Here is a 16,875-nt window from a genome sequence, read left to right as displayed (position 1 = left end):
GGCGCCGAGGAAGGTTTGGCACTGAACGAGAGTTGGAGCTAGATTTCAGGCCCGCTTCGCCAACAAGACCGGCAACACAAGCCGGCGCGTGAGACGGGCGGCAGAGGAGGGAGCGCGCATGGCCGGACCAGCGGTGCTGACGGTTGCCGACACGATCGCGAGGAGCTTTCTGCTCGCGGTTCAAACGCGTGGCGACAGGCCCGCGATCCGCGAGAAGAAGTTCGGCATCTGGCAACCGACCAGCTGGCGCGAATGGCTGCAGATCTCCAAGGACATCTCCTACGGCCTGCATGCCACAGGCTTCCGTCCCGGCGACGTTGGCTCGATCATCGCCAACGCGGTGCCGGAATGGGTCTACGCCGACATGGGCATCCTGTGCGCCGGCGGCGTCTCGTCCGGCATCTATCCGACCGATTCGGCGGCGCAGGTCGAATACCTCATCAACGATTCCCGCACGCGGGTGATCTTCGTCGAGGATGAGGAGCAGCTCGACAAGGTGCTGACCTGCCGGTCGCGCTGTCCGACGCTGGAGAGGATCGTCGTGTTCGACATGGAGGGCCTCTCCGGCTTCTCCGATCCGATGGTGCTGTCGCTCGCGGAATTCACGTCGCTCGGCCGCAATCATGCCTGGGGCAATCCGGCGCTGTGGGACGAGATGACCGGCAGCCGCACCGCCTCCGATCTCGCGATCCTGGTTTACACCTCCGGCACCACGGGCCCGCCCAAGGGCGCGATGCACTCCAACCGCAGCGTGACGCACCAGATGCGCCACGCCAACGATCTCTACCCCTCGACCGACAGCGAGGAGCGGCTGGTGTTTCTGCCGCTCTGCCACGTCGCCGAGCGGGTCGGCGGCTATTACCTCTCGCTCGCGCTGGGATCGGTGATGAATTTCGCCGAGAGCCCGGAGACGGTGCCGGACAATCTTCGCGAGGTGCAGCCGACCGCATTCCTCGCGGTGCCCCGGATCTGGGAGAAGTTCTATTCCGGCATCACCATCGCGCTGAAGGATGCGACCCCGTTCCAGAACTGGATGTATGCCCGCGCGCTCGCGATCGGCAACCGGATGACCGAGTGTCGGCTGCAGGGCGAGACGCCGCCCTTGTCGCTGCGGCTCGCCAACCGCGCGGCCTATTGGCTGGTGTTCCGCAACATCCGCCGCATGCTCGGGCTCGACCGCTGCCGGATTGCGCTGACCGGCGCCGCGCCGATCTCGCCGGATCTGATCCGCTGGTATCTCGCGCTCGGCATCGACATGCGCGAGGTCTACGGCCAGACCGAGAATTGCGGCGTCGCGACCATGATGCCGGCGGATCGCATCAAGCTCGGCTCAGTCGGCAAGGCCGCGCCCTGGGGCGAGGTGATGATCTGCCCGAAGGGCGAGATCCTGATCAAGGGCGACTTCCTGTTCATGGGCTATCTCAACCAGCCGGAGAGGACTGCCGAGACGATCGACGCCAAAGGCTGGCTGCACACCGGCGACGTCGGCACGATCGACAATGAAGGCTATGTCAAGATCACCGACCGGATGAAGGACATCATCATCACCTCCGGCGGCAAGAACATCACGCCGTCCGAGATCGAGAACCAGCTCAAGTTCTCACCCTATGTCTCGGATGCGGTCGTGATCGGTGACAAGCGGCCGTATCTCACCTGCCTGATCATGATCGACCAGGAGAATGTCGAGAAATACGCCCAGGATCACGACATCCCCTTCACCAATTACGCGAGCCTGTGCCGCGCCCGCGAAATCCAGGATCTGATCCAGCGCGAGGTCGAGGCGGTCAACGTGAAGTTCGCGCGCGTCGAGACCGTCAAGAAATTCTATCTGATCGAGCGCCAGCTCACGCCCGAGGACGAGGAGCTGACGCCGACCATGAAGCTGAAGCGCAGCTTCGTGAACAAGCGCTACGCGGCCGAGATCGCCGCCATGTATGGCGAACGCGCGGTGGCATAGCCGAGGAGAAAGAAATTGGCGAAGGAGCGAGCAGGCCCGACCCTTCGCTTAACATGGGCCATGTAAGGAGGAGACTGCAATGTCGAAATCGCTGAAGGCGCTGGGCCTTGCGGTGAGTGCGCTGGCGCTGACCTGTCTGCCGGCCGCAGCCCAGACCAAGGTCACCAATGAAGGCATCTCGCCGACCGAGATCGTGATCGGAACGCATCAGGACTTGTCCGGCCCGATCAAGGTCTGGGGCGTTCCGGTGTCCAACGGCATGAAGATGGCGGTTGAGGAGATCAACGCCGGCGGCGGCATCAACGGCCGCAAGATCAAGATGATCCTGGAGGACAACGGCTACGATCCGAAGAAGGCGGTGCTGGCCTCGCAGAAGATGGTCGAGCGCGACAAGGTGTTCGCGATGATCGGCCCGATGGGCTCGCCGACCGTGCTCGCCGCGCAGGACATCCTGTTCGATGCGGGCGTGTTGCAGCTGTTCCCGCTGACGGCCGCCGAATTCACCTTCAAGTTCGATCCCGCCAAGCCGCAGGAGCGGCTGAAGTTCAACAACCTCCTGCCCTATGTCGAGAGCACGCGCGCCGCGCTCAAATACATGATGGAGTGGAAGAACTTCAAGAAGCCCTGCATCATGCATCAGGATGACGAGTACGGCAAAAACGTGCTCGACGGCTTTACCCAGCAGCTTGGCGCGATGAAGGTGCAGCCGGCCTCGGTCACGAGCTACAAGCGCGGCGCCTCCGACTTCTCGGCGCAGGTCGCCAAGATGAAGGCCGACGGCTGCGACCTCGTGGTGCTCGGCACCGTGATCCGCGAGACCATCGGCGCGATGAACGAGGCCAAGAAGCTCGGCTGGGACGTGACCTTCCTCGGCGCCACCCCGACCAACGTGCTCGAAGTGCCGGCGCTCGGCAAGGAAGCCGTCGAAGGGCTCTATGCGGCCTCGGGCTTCGAGATTCCCTACGAGGACACGGCCAAGGGCAAGGTGAAGGACTGGCTGGTGAACTACAAGAAGATGTTCAACACCGACGCCAACACCCAGGCGATCATCGGCTACAACGCGGTGATGACCTTCGCCTTCTACGCCCAGAAGGCGGGCAAGGATCTCTCCGGCCAGAAGATGCTGGACTCGCTGGAGTCAGGCGACAAATTCCTCGACATCTTCAGCTCGCCGCCGACCAAGTTCTCCAAGACGGATCATCTCGCCAACACCATCACCCAGGTGCAGCAGGTCAAGGGCGGCCGCTGGGTGCTGGTGAAGGATAATCTGATGTTCTGACGGGTAGTCGCTCATCTGGATTCACTCGTCATTGCGAGGAGCGAGCGACGAAGCAATCCATCTTTCCGCGGAGGGATGGATTGCTTCGCTTCGCTCGCAATCACGGAAAGTATGTCTGGCCGGCTCTTAGTTCGTACGCGCCGCCGGCCGCCAAGCGGCCTCGGCGACGAGCGGGGCATCGACATAGCGGCTGACGCCGTGCTGGTCGATCACGAAGGTCGGCCGAAAACTCCTGATGTCGCTGTCCTCGATCATCGCCATGCGGCGGTTGTCGAGCGTCAGCCAGCGGCCGTCGAGCCGCGCGGCGAGCACCGCATGGTCTTCGCCGCCGACGAGGTCATGCAGGACGACGATCCGCAGATCTTCCGGCGCCACGCCGGCCTTGCGCAGCGCCACGAGTTTCGCGATCGCATAGTCCTCGCAGTCGCCGCTGCCGCGGGCGAAGGTGGCGAGCGGCGTCGCCCAGACGTCGGGCTCGCCATAGGCCGCAAGATCGCTGCCCGGACGGATCGCAAGGTTGATCGCGCGGTTGATCTCGCCGAGCCGGGCGCGACCCTGACGCGCCCGTCCGGCTTCGACGATCGCCAGGAATCGCAGCGCCGCCGGCGACGCGCAGCCGGCGCGGTCGCTCTCGCAGGCTGCCAGTTGCTCCAATTCGTCGGCAAGCTGGCGCTGCACGCCGAGCCATTTGTCGTGCAGGCCGCCGTCGGCAAGCAGGCTGGTCGTCAGGCCGAACGGCTCGGTCGATTTTCTGATCAGCGTCGCCGGACCGGGCGAAAGCAGCGAAGCGGCATTGAGCTCGGCAACCGGCGCGGCCAGGGCCAGGCCGAAGCCCAGCATGACGGCGCGCAGCGCAAGCGGGCGAAGCGAGAATCTCATCCGACACCCCCTGTCCGCTCTTCGGCGGGTGGAAATTGCACCGCGCACGCGATCGGATCGTTTCATGCCGGGCAGCATGGCGAACGATCCCTTCGAATCGACTTAAGATGTGGGGAATCAGGGGAAGAGGCTAAAGGGCGCCTGCTTGGGGTCCCGAAAACTTTACCGGTTTGTGAAAGGAAGCGGCGAACCTTTTTCCACTGCTTTGCAACTCATCCTTGCCCTCTGGTTAACCCGGCCGGTCCGCGCACGGGACTGCTGTGATTTGTAAGCTAAGTCACAGCTTTGGCCGGGAAATTGGGGTCAAATGGCCGCTCTGGGCTAAGGGGAAATAGAGGCAAGTACAGAAATGCCAATCAATACCACGAATACGTGGCTCAGTACGTATCTTGGCTTAAATCCCACCTTATGGTACCGTCAGGCGAATCCGAACTACACGGCTCTTCACAGCGTGAGCCAAGTCACATCCAGTCAAACCGCACAACAGGGCCACCTTGCGCAAGCACAGAGTGGTTTCGCCAAGCTTTATCCGATGATATGCAGGCATAATCATTCGGATATTTTAACAATATTAACTCTCGTGCGGTGATCCGCAGTGAACTTTGTCGAGAAATTCGACGGCCTGTTGCCGAACACGGACGCTTATGCCCGTGGATACGTGCACGTCGACAGCGTTTCCACGCATGCTCCGCCCGGCGCGATCATCGTCGACGACGGGCAATTGCTGTTCACCGGCGACTTCAAGCGGGCCGGGCTCGACCTCGTCATCGCGAAGGACGATCGGGAACTCGTCCTGCACGACTATTTCAAGGGCGAGAAGCGCGCGCCGCTGGCGTCGCCTGACGGCGCGCATCTCACCGGCGATCTCGTCAGCGCACTCACCGGCTATACTCAATATGCCCAGGCCGGCGGCGCGGCGGAGCCGGCCAAGGTCATCGGCCATGTCACCAAGCTGACCGGGAACGCGACGGCCATCCGCAACGGCGTCGCGATCGTCCTGAACCAGGGCGATAACGTCAACAAGGGTGACGTGGTGCAATCCGGCGGCGACTCGACGCTCGGCATCACCTTCATCGACGGCACCGTGTTCGGTCTCGGCCCGAACGCCAAGATGGTGCTGAACGAAATGATCTACGACCCGAACGGGTCGAGCAATACGTCGCTGATGAGTCTGGTCTCGGGCACGATCTCCTTCGTGGCCGGCGCGACCGCCAAGCACGGCGACATGAAGGTCGATACGCCGGTCGCGACCATGGGCATCCGCGGCACCGCGGTGCTGGTCGAGATCGATTTCGACGTGCAGGGCACCGGCGGCGTGCCGCCGGCCAAATTCCAGGTGCTGGTCGAGCCCGATGGCAGCACCGGCTCCTACATCCTGTTCGACAAGACGACGCTCAATCCGATCGCGACCGTCGATCAGGCCGGCACCCAGACCATTGTCAACGGCCAGGGCAGCGTCAGCTTCGTCTCGTCGGCGCAACTGTCGACCGATGCGCAGAAGCTGATCTCCGACGTCTTTGCGCTGAAGTTCACGGACAACAACAATCCCAACACCAAGCTCACCACCAACTTCACGGACAGCGTCGTCCCGGTCTCGAGCAGCTTCAAGCTCACCAGCAGCGACAGCGGCGCGCCGATCATCATTCTGCTGACCTTCGTCAACACGACCGGCCCTCAGGCCGGCGGCGTTCCCAACAGCAGGATCGAGCACATCCCGGGGCCGCCGCAGGTCGTGACCCAGGACGCGGCGTTTACCGAGCGGCCGGGGCTGACCCAAAGCGGGCTGTTCGACACCGCGACGGGCCAGATCAAATGGCTGGACCTCAATGTCGGTGACATACCGAGTGCGAAGGTCGACTATTCCGCGTTCAGCTACCGGGACGCCAACGGCAGCGACGTGACCTCATCGCTGACGGCAGCGCAGCTTGCGGCCATCAAGACCGTCGAGATTCCGTTGCTGCTCGAGCCCGATCCGAACAACAAGAATGCCGGTTCGGCGACCTGGACCTACAACCTTGCCGACAGCGCGTTCGACTTCCTGGCTGCCGGAGAAACGCTGACGCTGGCCTATGTCGCGCGCGTCGATAACAATTTCGCACCGAACAACGAGACCACGTTCAAGACCTTCACGATCACGATCACCGGCACCAACGACTCCCCGGTGGTGACGTCCTCGGCGCAGGCCGGTTCGATCACCGAACTCCCAGCAACGACGAATTCCGCCCAGCCTGATAAGGCGCACGGCACGCTGACATTTACCGATGCGGATCTGACCGACACGCATACGGTCACCATCACCGGCGTCACCGAGGCCGGCGTCACCACCGGACTTGCCAGCCATGCCACCGTGCTGAGCTGGCTGTCGTTGGGCGCGCTGACGGATTCGACCGATGGCGTGACGGGATTGCGCTCCTGGACGTTCTCGGCCGCCGACAGGAGCTTCGACTATCTCGCCACCGGCGAGACGCTGACGCTGACCTACACGGTCGAGATCGACGACCATCAGGGCGGCGTCGTCACGCTGCCGGTCACCATCACGATCGTCGGCACCGACGACAGGCCGGTGATCACCTCGCCGACCCAGGCGGCCGCCATCACTGAAGCCGAGGAGACGACCGGCTCGGTCGTGCCGGATACCGCATCCGGTACCGTGACCTTCGTCGATGTCGATCTCAGCGACACCCACAGCGTCACCGTTGCCGGCGTCACCGAAACGGGCGTGACCACGGGGCTTCCCGATCAGGCGACGATACTGGGCTGGATGTCGCTCGGCACGCTGACGGATTCGACCGGCGGCGTAACCGGATCGCGCGCCTGGACTTTCTCGGCCGCCGACAGGAATTTCGACTATCTCGCTGTCGGCGAGACGTTGACGCTGACTTACCTGATCCAGGTCGACGACCACCACGGCGGTGTCGTCACCCAGCCCGTCACCATCACCATCACGGGCACCAACGACGTGCCGACGTTCACGTCGGAGCCGCCGACCGCCACGGTCCCCGAGATGATCGGCGAGACCGGATCGATCAAGCTCGACGTGGCCCAGGGCGCGGTGACATTTGCCGACGTCGATCTCGGCGACACCCACATCGTGTCCATCACCGGCGTCGCGGAATCCGGAACGACCACAGGCCTGCCTGAGGACGAGTCCACGATTCTGAACTGGCTCACGCTGGGGACGCTGACCGATTCGACCGGCGGGGTCGCCGGATCCCAGGCCTGGACCTTCTCGGCCGCCGACCGCAATTTCGATTATCTTGCCGACGGTGAGACACTGACGCTGACCTATACGGTCGAGGTCAATGACCATCATGGCGGCGTGATCAGCCAACCGGTGACGATCACGATTACCGGCAGCAATGACGCGCCGATCGTCACGTCGGCGCCTCAGGCGGCCATCATCCCCGAACAACCCGATACGACCGGTTCATCGACGCTGGACAGCGCATCCGGCACCGTGACCTTCACCGATGTGGATCTCAGCGACACCCACACCATGACCATCACCGGCGTCGCCGAATCCGGGGCGACCACGGGCCTGCCCGACGAGGCCACGATCCTGAACTGGCTGTCGCTGGGGACGTTGACGGACGCGACCGGCGGTTCAACCGGATCGTCGACCTGGACGTTCTCGGCCGCGGACCAGAATTTCGACTATCTCGCCCTCGGCGAGACGCTGACGCTGACCTACACGATCCAGATCGACGACCACCATGGCGGCGTCGTCAACGAGCCCGTGACGATCACGATCAACGGCGCCAACGACGCGCCGACACTCGCCGACGTCAATGCCGGCACGCTCACCGATACCGCCGATAACGACACGTTCGGCACGCTGACCGGCACGCTCCATGGCAACGACGTCGACCATGGCGAAACCGCGACGCTGACTTATGCCGCGCTCAATTCGGACCACACTGCGGTCACGCAGATCGCGGGCCTCTACGGCTCGCTGACCGTCAACCCGGACGGCACCTACAGCTATGTTCCCGATGCTGCCGCGATCAACGCGTTGGGCAGGGGCACCTATGCCGACACGTTCGATGTGGAGACGATCGACGCGCATGGCGCCGTCGGGACCGCGAAGCTGACGATCGACGTGATCGGCGCCAACGACGCGCCCGTGATCCACACCGACAACGTCAGTATCACCGAACATCCCAACGGGACCGAGACGATCTCCGGCCTGACCGTGACGGACGCCGATGCGACGGCCGACGAGACCTTCAACATGGCCGCGGCGACGACGCCCGGTGCGGGCAGCAGCGTTGCGCCTTCGTCGCAGGAGGGGCTTCTCTCCGGCATCAACACCGCGCTTGGATCGTCGGGTCTCGTTTACAACCCCGGCCAGACGGCTCCGGCGACCGACACGATCGCGCTTTCCGTGACCGATGGCCATGGCGCAACCGATACGGTCAACCTGATCTTCAACGTCCAACAGGATCGGCCCGAGCCCGTGATTCTGACCGGGACCAGCGACAAGGACGTGTTTTTCGGGTCGGGTTACCAGGACAAGTTCGTGTTTGCGCCGAACTTCAACCACGACACGATCCTGAACTTCACGCCAGGCGAGGACCAGATCGATCTGTCCACGGTCGTCTCGATAAGCACCTTCAGCACCTGGTTCGATCAGCATGTTGCGATATCGCCGACCAATTCGGCGGATACGCTGATCACGATCGACAGCGCAGACACGATCACATTGCACAATGTCGCGAAGGCGAGCCTGTCCCAGAACGACTTCATTATTCATTTTGCGTGACGGGCGCGCGGCCGCGCCGCCGGGGGGCTGGCCCGGCTGATTGTGCACTGCGCATGCTTGCTCGATTGGAACAATTCTGCGCGCGTGATATCCAGATGGCATGAAACGGCTGAAGGCGATACGCAGGTGGTTCGCACGGCGCTTCGGCTATGCGCGGCTGGTCTGCGTGGCGCTGTTGATCGGCATTGCTGCGCTGCGGATCGTGGATCCGGCTCCGGTCCAGGAGCTTCGCGTCAGGACGTTTGACACATTCCAGGCGCTGCAACCGCGCCAGAAGACCGCGCGGCCGGTCACCATTGTCGACATCGACGAAAAGAGCCTCGCCGATCCCCGGCTCGGACAGTGGCCGTGGCCGCGGACCCGGCTCGCCGACATCGTCACCAATCTCACCCGGCTCGGCGCCGTGGTGATCGCGTTCGACGCGGTGTTCTCCGAGCCGGATCGTCTCAACCCCGATATCGCCGCCGATACGTTCAGCAGCCTCGATGAGGAGATGCGCGCGAGGCTGCGGCAGCTGCCGAGCAACGACAGCATCATGGCCGAGGCCATCAAGAACTCGCGCGTGGTGCTCGGCGAATCCGGCGGGCCCAACGTGCGCGCCGACCTCAACGAAAAGCTTCCGGTCACCGGACTTGCGATGCTCGGTGAGGAGCCGCAGCCTTTCATGTACATGTTCCCGGGGTTGCTGCGCAACGTGCCGGTGCTCGAGGAGGCGGCTGCCGGGCGCGGCCTGTTCACGATCAGGCCGGAGCGCGACGGCATCGTCAGGCGCGTGCCGATGATCATGGTGGCGCAGGGCATCACCATGCCGTCGCTGAGCTTCGAGATGCTGCGGGTGGCGAGCGGCTCCGGCACGATCCTGATCAAGGCCGACAAGGCCGGTATCAAGAGCCTGGGTCTCAAGGGCTTTGCGATCCCGACCGATCTCCACGGCCAACTCTGGATCCACTACGCCCGCCGCGATCCCTCGATCTATGTCTCGGCGGTCGATGTGCTGGACGGGCGCGTCTCACCGGACCGAATTGCCGGCAAGCTGATCGTGATCGGCACCTCAGCAACCGGGCTGAACGACATCAAGACGACGCCGGTGACGCCGGCGATGCCTGGTGTCGAGGTTCACGCCCAGGTGCTGGAGAGCGCGCTGACCGGCGATGTCGTTTCGCAGCCGAACTACGGCATCGGCATCGAGTTCTTCGCCGCGCTGATCATGGGGCTCCTTGTCATCGCCTTCGCGCCGAAGTTCGGTCCGATCACGTTGGTCGCCGTCGGCGGAATGTTTGCCTCGGTGCTGATCGGCACCTCCTGGTATTTCTATTCCCAGCACCGGCTGCTGATCGACTTCACCTATCCGCTGATGTCGACCACGGCGATCTATCTCACGCTGATCTTCTCCGCCTTCGTGCGCGAGCAGCAGCAGCGTCGACAGATCAGGTCGCAATTCGTGCAGTACATGTCGCCCGCGCTGGTCGAGCAGCTGGCACAGTCGCCGGAGCGGCTGGTGCTCGGCGGCGAGGAACGCGAGATGACCATCATGTTCTCGGACATGCGCGGCTTCACCTCGATCTCGGAAACCTACAAGAGCAATCCGCAGGGCCTTACGGCGCTGATGAACCGCTTCCTTACTCCGCTTTCCAACGCGATTCTCGCCCGCAAGGGAACCATCGACAAATATATGGGCGACGCCATCATGGCGTTCTGGAACGCGCCGCTCGATGACAAGCAGCACCAGCTCAACGCCTGCGATGCGGCGCTCGACATGCTGGAGCGCGTCGACGACCTCAACCGTGAGCGCGAGCAGGAGGCGAAGGACGGCGGCCACGTCTATGTGCCGCTCAACATCGGTGTCGGTCTCAACACCGGCTCCTGCGTGGTCGGCAATATGGGCTCCGATGTGCGCTTCGACTATTCGGTGTTCGGCGACAGCGTCAATCTGGCCTCGCGACTTGAGGGACAGTCCAAAGAGTACGGCTTCCCGATCATCGTGGGATCGAAGACTGCGCTTGCGGTGAAGGAGAAGTTTGCGATCCTCGAGCTCGATTTCATCATGGTCAAGGGCAAGAAGGAGCCCGAGGTGATCTATGCGATTGCCGGCCGCGAGGATGTCGCGAGCTCCGGCCGTTTCCAGCGGCTGCGCAACCTGACCATCGAGATGCTCGCCTGCTACCGCGGCCGCGATTGGGACGGCGCGCTCGGCGCGATCGAACGCGGCCGCAAGACCGACGAGGCGCAGACGCTGCAACATCTCTACCGCCTCTACGAGGCGCGCATCCACGCCTTCCAGAAGGAGCCGCCGCCCGACGACTGGAACGGCGCATTCGCGTTGACGACGAAATAGCCGACGCAAGCCCGCTGTCGTCCCGGCGAAGGCCGGGACCCAACCACGAATGGTCGTTGACGGAAGATCGTCTCGCCGCGTGCCCATTGCGGCGGCCGCGGCGTATGGGTGCGCAATTGCGCACCAGGCCGGGACGACGATGGAATGTCTATTCCAGCCCGATTTGGGTCAGATCCTGGAACCAGTGCTGCGCCTGCACGAAGGTCTTCACCTTCGGCGACAGCGCGTGCGGATTGGTGTCGTGCACCACCCACACCAGCGCGGCATCGTCGACGATCAGCGCGTGCGCCTGCGCCAGCAGCGCATCCTGTTTGGCGGAATCGAAGGTCTGCTTGGCCTCGTCGATCAGCGCATCGACCTTCGGGTTCTTGTAGCCGCCCCAGTTGACGCCGACCGGCGCCACCTGGCCGGAGTGGAAGAACCGCACGATGGCGTAGAGCGGATCCGACGTGACATAGGCGATGTTGTTGGCGGTGATGCCGGCATTCATCTCGTCCGCCGCGCCCTTGCGCCAGTGCGTATATAATGTCTCGAGCTCGACCACCTTGAAGTCGATGTCGATGCCGATCTCCTTGAAGCTCTGCTGCAGGAACTCGTTCATCGGCAGCGACAGCATCTGCCCGGTGCCGCCCTGGGCAATGATGAACGTCGTCTTCAGCGGCTTATCCTTCGAATAGCCGGCTTCCTCCACCAGCTTCTTCGCGGCCGCGAGGTCGTATTTCAGTTCGAACGTCGGCTTGCCGAACCACGGGCTCGACGGATCGACCTGGCCCTTGGCGGGCTTGGCGAGGCCGTTCATCAGTCCAACCACCGCGTCGCGGTCGATCGCGAGGTTGAGCGCCTTGCGCAGGCGGATGTCGGTCCATGGGGAGCCCGGCAGCACGCTCAAGTGATAGTTCCAGACATGCGGCGTCACGTTGTCGACGATCCGCATGCCGGCGGCCTTGAGCTGCGGCACGGCGTCGGGCGCCGGCGTTTCGATCAGGTCGACCTGGCCGGCCAGCAGCGCGTTGGTCCGGGTCAGCGCCTCCGGCATCGGAATCAGGATCATCTTGTCGACCTTCGCAAGCCGCTTCTTGTCCCAATAGTCCGGGTTCTTCGTCAGTTCGGCGAGCTCGCGCGGCACCAGCTTGGTCAACTTGAACGGACCGGTGCCGGAGGGCTGACTGGCGAACTTGTCCCAGTCCTTGCCGAGCTTTTCATATTGCGCGGGGCTGGAGACCAGGAACCAGAGCATCTGATAGGGGAAGAAGGAGTCGACCGTCTTGGTGGTGATCTCGATGGTGAAATCGTCGACCTTGGCGTAGCTCGCAACCGAAGGCAGGCGGGTCTTGACCTGCGCGCTCTGCCGCTTGTCGAATTGCGGTGCCTTGTCGTTCAGCACCTTGTCGAGATTCCAGATCACCGCGTCGGCATTGAAGTCGCTGCCGTCGTGGAATTTGACGCCCTTGCGCAGCGTGAAGCGCCATTTGGTCTTGTCGTTGTCGTCGACCTTCCATTCGGTCGCAAGCCCGGGCACCAGCTTGCCCGGCCGGTCGGCAACATCCATCTCCCAGGCAACCAGCGGATCGTAGATCGTGTAGGCGGTGAACTGATAGGCGCCCGCGCCGCGATCGGGCTGGCCGGTGGTCAGCGGAATGTCGGCCATCGAAATGCCGTAGCGCACAATGGACTCGGCTTGCGCCGACATGGCCGGCCAGCCCGCGGTCAAGGCAAGCGCCATTGCCGCCATCAGGATCGAATTGCGCGCACGCATATGAAGGCTCCGTTGGAAAGACGTTGGAGCCAAATCCTGCAAGCATGATGCCAGAATAGGCATCTTCGCTCCGTTCAGGCCCGAGGTGGGAAGAAATGACGCGCCCGGCGGTTATTTGCTGATGAACTATTCCCCTTGGCACAGGCATTGCATACGCTTGCCCAAGAAATAATCACCAAAACGTCACCAGACTCGAAGGGGCTGCTCAGATGCGTAACAGGAAAACCAATGCGACGGCGATCATGCTGGCGCTTGCGATAGCCACAGGCGTGCCGGCGATCGCCAGCGCCGAGACTGTGCTGCGCATTGGCATGACCGCTGCCGATATTCCGCGCACGCTCGGTCAGCCCGACCAGGGCTTTGAGGGCAATCGCTTCACTGGGCTTACGATGTATGACGCGCTGACGATGTGGGACCTGTCGTCGTCGGACAAGGCGAGCGCGATGATCCCCGGCCTTGCGACAGAGTGGAAGGTCGACGATGCCGACAAGACCAAGTGGATTTTCAAGCTGCGCTCCGGCGTCACCTTTCATGACGGCTCGCCGTTCAATGCCGACGCCGTGGTCTGGAACGTCGACAAGGTCTTGAAGCAGGACGCGCCGCAATACGATGCGAGCCAGGTCGGCGTCACCGCCTCGCGCATGCCGACGCTGGTCTCGGCGCGCAAGATCGACGACATGACGGTGGAGCTGACCACCAAGGAGCCGGACAGCTTCCTGCCGATCAACCTCACCAATTTGTTCATGGCGAGCCCGGCCAAGTGGCAGAAATTCTACGACAAGGCCGAAGGCGCCGACGCCAAGGCGAAGTCGCAGGCCGCGTGGGCCGCGTTCGCCAAGGACGCGTCGGGCACCGGCCCCTGGAAGATGTCGAGCTTCACCCCGCGCGAGCGGCTCGAGTTGGTGAAGAACGAGAATTACTGGGACAAGGCACGGGTGCCGAAGGCTGACAAGATGGTGCTGTTGCCGATGCCGGAGGCCAATGCCCGGACGGCGGCGCTGCTGTCGGGACAGGTCAACTGGATCGAGGCGCCGGCCCCGGACGCGCTGCCCGAGATCAAGCAGCGTGGTTTCAACCTCTATTCCAACGAGGAGCCACATGTCTGGCCGTGGCAGTTCTCGCGCGTCGAGGGCTCGCCGTGGAATGACATCCGCGTCCGCAAGGCGGCCAATCTCTGCATCGATCGCGAAGGGCTGCGTGACGGCCTGCTTGCCGGCCTGATGGTGCCGGCGACCGGCACGTTCGAGCCCGGCCATCCCTGGCGCGGCAACCCGACCTTCCAGATCAAGTACGACAAGCCGGCCGCGCAGAAGCTGATGCAGGAGGCGGGCTTCGGTCCGAACAAGAAGCTGACGGTCAAGATCCAGACCTCGGCATCGGGCTCGGGCCAGATGCTGCCGCTGCCGATGAACGAGTATCTGCAACAGGCGTTGGCCGAATGCTACTTCGATGTGCAGCTCGACGTCATCGAGTGGAACACGCTGTTCACCAATTGGCGGCGCGGCACCAAGGATCCGACCGCCAACGGCTCGAACGCCATCAACGTCACTTATGCGGCGATGGATCCGTTCTTCGCGCTGGTGCGCTTCCTGCAGTCGGGCATGGCGCCGCCGGTATCGAACAATTGGGGCTTCAACAACAACCCGAAGTTCGACGAGCTGGTCAAGAAGGCCCGCCAGACCTTCGAGCCGGCGGCGCGCGACGCCGCGCTGGCCGAGCTGCATGCGGCCTCGGTCGACGACGCGGCCTTCCTCTATGTCGCCCACGACGTCGCACCGCGCGCGATGAGCCCGAAGATCAAGGGATTTGTGCAGCCGAAGAGCTGGTTCGTCGACTTCTCGCCGGTCACGGTCGCGCCGTGAGGCGCTAGCCGCGCAATAGGTACACCCTCTCCCCTTGTGGGAGAGGGTGGCTTCGCAAAGCGAAGCCGGGTGAGGGGTTGTCTCCGCGGACGCTCCTTTCTCGATCGGAAATGACTGTATCCGCGGATAGAAACCCCTCATCCGGCGCGCTCGGCGCGCCACCTTCTCCCACAAAGTGAGAAGGAAGAAAGAACGCAACGTGTTCGCCTATACGTCCAGACGGATCGTCTACGTCATTCCGATCGTGCTCAGCGTGGCGCTGGTGTGCTTCCTCTTGGTGCACATCACGCCCGGCGACCCCTTGGTCGCGGTGCTGCCCGCCGATGCCTCGCAGGAGCTCGCCGCGCAATTGCGCACGGCCTACGGCTTCGATCGCCCATTGCCGGTGCAATTCGGCCTGTGGCTGTGGCGCGCGATCCATGGCGATCTCGGCAATTCGATCGCGACCGGGCGGCCCGTCCTGACCGAGGTGATGCGCGCCGTCGGCAACACCGTGATGCTGGCGATCGCGGCCGCGATGATCGGCTTTACGCTCGGCCTGCTGTTCGGCCTGATCGCCGGCTATTTCCGCGACACCTGGGTCGACAAGGTCGCGACCTCGGTTGCGATAGCCGGCGTGTCGCTGCCGCATTACTGGCTCGGCATGGTGCTGGTCATCATCTTCTCGGTGCAGCTCAACTGGCTGCCCGCGGTCGGCGCCGGGCCGGGCGGCTCCGGCGCCTGGGCGTGGGACTGGGAGCATCTGCGTTATCTGGTGCTGCCGGCGATCACCACCTCGGTGATCCCGATGGGCATCGTCACCCGCACGGTGCGCGCGCTGACCGGCGACATCCTGAGCCAGGATTTCGTCGAGGCGCTGCGCGCAAAAGGCCTGCGCGAGACCGAGGTGTTTCGCCACGTCATCAAGAATGCGGCGCCGACCGCGCTCGCGGTGATGGGCCTGCAGCTCGGCTACATGCTGGGCGGCTCGATCCTGATCGAGACCGTGTTCTCCTGGCCGGGTTCGGGCCTGCTGTTGAACTCGGCGATCTTCCAGCGCGATCTGCCGCTGCTGCAGGGCACGATCCTGGTGCTGGCGCTGTTCTTTGTGCTGCTCAACCTCCTGGTCGACATCGCGCAGGCCGCGATCGATCCGCGCATCAAGCGGAGCTAGCCATGAGTGCGATGTTGGATACCGCATTGCAGGCCGTCCCCGCGACCAAGGCGCGTGGCTATTGGGCGACGGTTGGCCGCCGCATCAGGCGCGACAAGGTCAGCATGGCTTGCGCCATCATCCTGGTGCTGATCTTTGCCTCGGCGCTGCTGGCACCATGGCTGCATCTTGCCGATCCCTATCAGGGCTCGATGATCCGCCGTCTCCGCCATATCGGCGCGCCGGGCTATCCGCTCGGCACCGACGAGCTCGGCCGCGACATGCTGGCGCGGCTGATCTATGGCGGACGGCTGTCGCTGGTCATCGGCATTCTGCCGGTGATCTTCGCCTTCGTGATCGGCACCTCGCTCGGCCTCGTCGCCGGCTATGTCGGCGGCAAGCTCAACACCGCGATCATGCGCACGGTCGACGTGTTCTACGCCTTCCCGTCGGTGCTGCTGGCGATCGCGATCTCGGGAGCGCTCGGCGCCGGCATCACCAATTCGATCGTGTCGCTGACCATCGTGTTCGTGCCGCAGATCACGCGCGTCGCCGAAAGCGTCACCACCGGCGTGCGCAACATGGATTTCGTCGAGGCGGCGCGCGCGTCCGGCGCCGGGCCCTTCACCATCATGCGCGTCCACATGCTCGGCAATGTGCTCGGCCCGATCTTCGTCTACGCCACTGGCCTGATCTCGGTGTCGATGATCCTCGCCGCCGGTCTGTCGTTCCTCGGGCTCGGCACCAAGCCGCCGGAGCCGGAGTGGGGCTTGATGCTGAATACGCTGCGCACCGCGATCTACGTCAATCCGTGGGTCGCGGCGCTGCCGGGCGCGATGATCTTCGCGGTCTCGATCTGCTTCAATCTGCTGAGCGACGGCATGCGCAGCGCCATGGACATCAGGAATTAGAG

Annotated in this window: 9 protein-coding genes; 7 read left to right on the top strand and 2 right to left on the bottom strand. The window is 63.6% G+C overall.

Translation table 11 applies throughout. The features are described 5' to 3' along the window. Positions 1-118: 118 nt before the first annotated feature. Together J2R80_RS03735 and J2R80_RS03730 are read left to right on the top strand one after the other, a co-directional pair. Positions 119-1,957, top strand: a complete 1,839-nt coding sequence (locus J2R80_RS03735; RefSeq protein WP_057020092.1) for a long-chain fatty acid--CoA ligase — start codon at positions 119-121, stop codon at positions 1,955-1,957. A gap of 79 nt (positions 1,958-2,036) precedes the next feature. Then, on the top strand, positions 2,037-3,236 hold the full coding sequence (locus J2R80_RS03730) for an ABC transporter substrate-binding protein (protein WP_050382511.1): 1,200 nt from the start codon (positions 2,037-2,039) through the stop codon (positions 3,234-3,236). A gap of 126 nt (positions 3,237-3,362) precedes the next feature. Here the strand turns inward: J2R80_RS03730 and J2R80_RS03725 are convergent, their stop codons facing one another. Further along, a complete protein-coding gene (locus J2R80_RS03725; protein WP_229190241.1) occupies positions 3,363-4,115 on the bottom strand; it encodes a transglutaminase-like cysteine peptidase in 753 nt (250 codons plus the stop codon). A 595-nt stretch (positions 4,116-4,710) separates the two neighbouring features. Here J2R80_RS03725 and J2R80_RS03720 point away from each other — a divergent pair. Both J2R80_RS03720 and J2R80_RS03715 read left to right on the top strand, forming a co-directional pair. Continuing rightward, positions 4,711-8,877, top strand: coding sequence for a VCBS domain-containing protein (locus J2R80_RS03720; RefSeq protein WP_253637990.1), 4,167 nt, complete (start codon positions 4,711-4,713; stop codon positions 8,875-8,877). Between the two features lie 100 nt (positions 8,878-8,977). Continuing rightward, entirely contained in the window at positions 8,978-11,212 is a 2,235-nt protein-coding gene (locus J2R80_RS03715; RefSeq protein WP_057020089.1) for a CHASE2 domain-containing protein, read from the top strand. 148 nt (positions 11,213-11,360) lie between these two features. On the opposite strand, the gene J2R80_RS03710 is transcribed toward J2R80_RS03715, so the two are convergent. After that, the gene (locus tag J2R80_RS03710; RefSeq protein ID WP_057020088.1) at positions 11,361-12,968 is read right to left on the bottom strand and encodes an ABC transporter substrate-binding protein; all 1,608 of its coding nucleotides are present in this window, start codon (positions 12,966-12,968) and stop codon (positions 11,361-11,363) included. A gap of 209 nt (positions 12,969-13,177) precedes the next feature. Here J2R80_RS03710 and J2R80_RS03705 point away from each other — a divergent pair, with 209 nt between their 5' ends. From J2R80_RS03705 to J2R80_RS03695, 3 genes are all read left to right on the top strand, one after another. Beyond that, positions 13,178-14,830: an ABC transporter substrate-binding protein gene (locus tag J2R80_RS03705; RefSeq protein ID WP_057020087.1), complete on the top strand. Its 1,653-nt coding sequence runs from the start codon at positions 13,178-13,180 to the stop codon at positions 14,828-14,830. A gap of 199 nt (positions 14,831-15,029) precedes the next feature. Next, complete coding sequence (locus tag J2R80_RS03700; RefSeq protein ID WP_050382524.1) at positions 15,030-15,983, top strand: ABC transporter permease; 954 nt, start codon at positions 15,030-15,032, stop codon at positions 15,981-15,983. 2 nt (positions 15,984-15,985) lie between these two features. Further along, positions 15,986-16,873: an ABC transporter permease gene (locus J2R80_RS03695; protein ID WP_141340536.1), complete on the top strand. Its 888-nt coding sequence runs from the start codon at positions 15,986-15,988 to the stop codon at positions 16,871-16,873. The last annotated feature ends 2 nt before the right edge of the window (positions 16,874-16,875 follow it).

It is taken from the genome of Bradyrhizobium sp. USDA 4541 (assembly GCF_024171085.1).
Taxonomy (GTDB): Bacteria; Pseudomonadota; Alphaproteobacteria; order Rhizobiales; family Xanthobacteraceae; genus Bradyrhizobium; species Bradyrhizobium australafricanum.
The sequence above is the reverse complement of the archived record's forward strand: the minus strand, read 5'-3'. Positions and strand labels throughout refer to the sequence as shown.

Bases quoted from the DNA above. Each gene is read 5' to 3' on its own strand.
- J2R80_RS03705 (WP_057020087.1), top strand. From the start codon at position 13,178: ATGCGTAACAGGAAAACCAATGCGACGGCGATCATGCTGGCGCTTGCG.
- J2R80_RS03695 (WP_141340536.1), top strand. From the start codon at position 15,986: ATGAGTGCGATGTTGGATACCGCATTGCAGGCCGTCCCCGCGACCAAG.
- J2R80_RS03735 (WP_057020092.1), top strand. From the start codon at position 119: ATGGCCGGACCAGCGGTGCTGACGGTTGCCGACACGATCGCGAGGAGC.
- J2R80_RS03730 (WP_050382511.1), top strand. From the start codon at position 2,037: ATGTCGAAATCGCTGAAGGCGCTGGGCCTTGCGGTGAGTGCGCTGGCG.
- J2R80_RS03710 (WP_057020088.1), bottom strand. From the start codon at position 12,968: ATGCGTGCGCGCAATTCGATCCTGATGGCGGCAATGGCGCTTGCCTTG.
- J2R80_RS03715 (WP_057020089.1), top strand. From the start codon at position 8,978: ATGAAACGGCTGAAGGCGATACGCAGGTGGTTCGCACGGCGCTTCGGC.
- J2R80_RS03725 (WP_229190241.1), bottom strand. From the start codon at position 4,115: ATGAGATTCTCGCTTCGCCCGCTTGCGCTGCGCGCCGTCATGCTGGGC.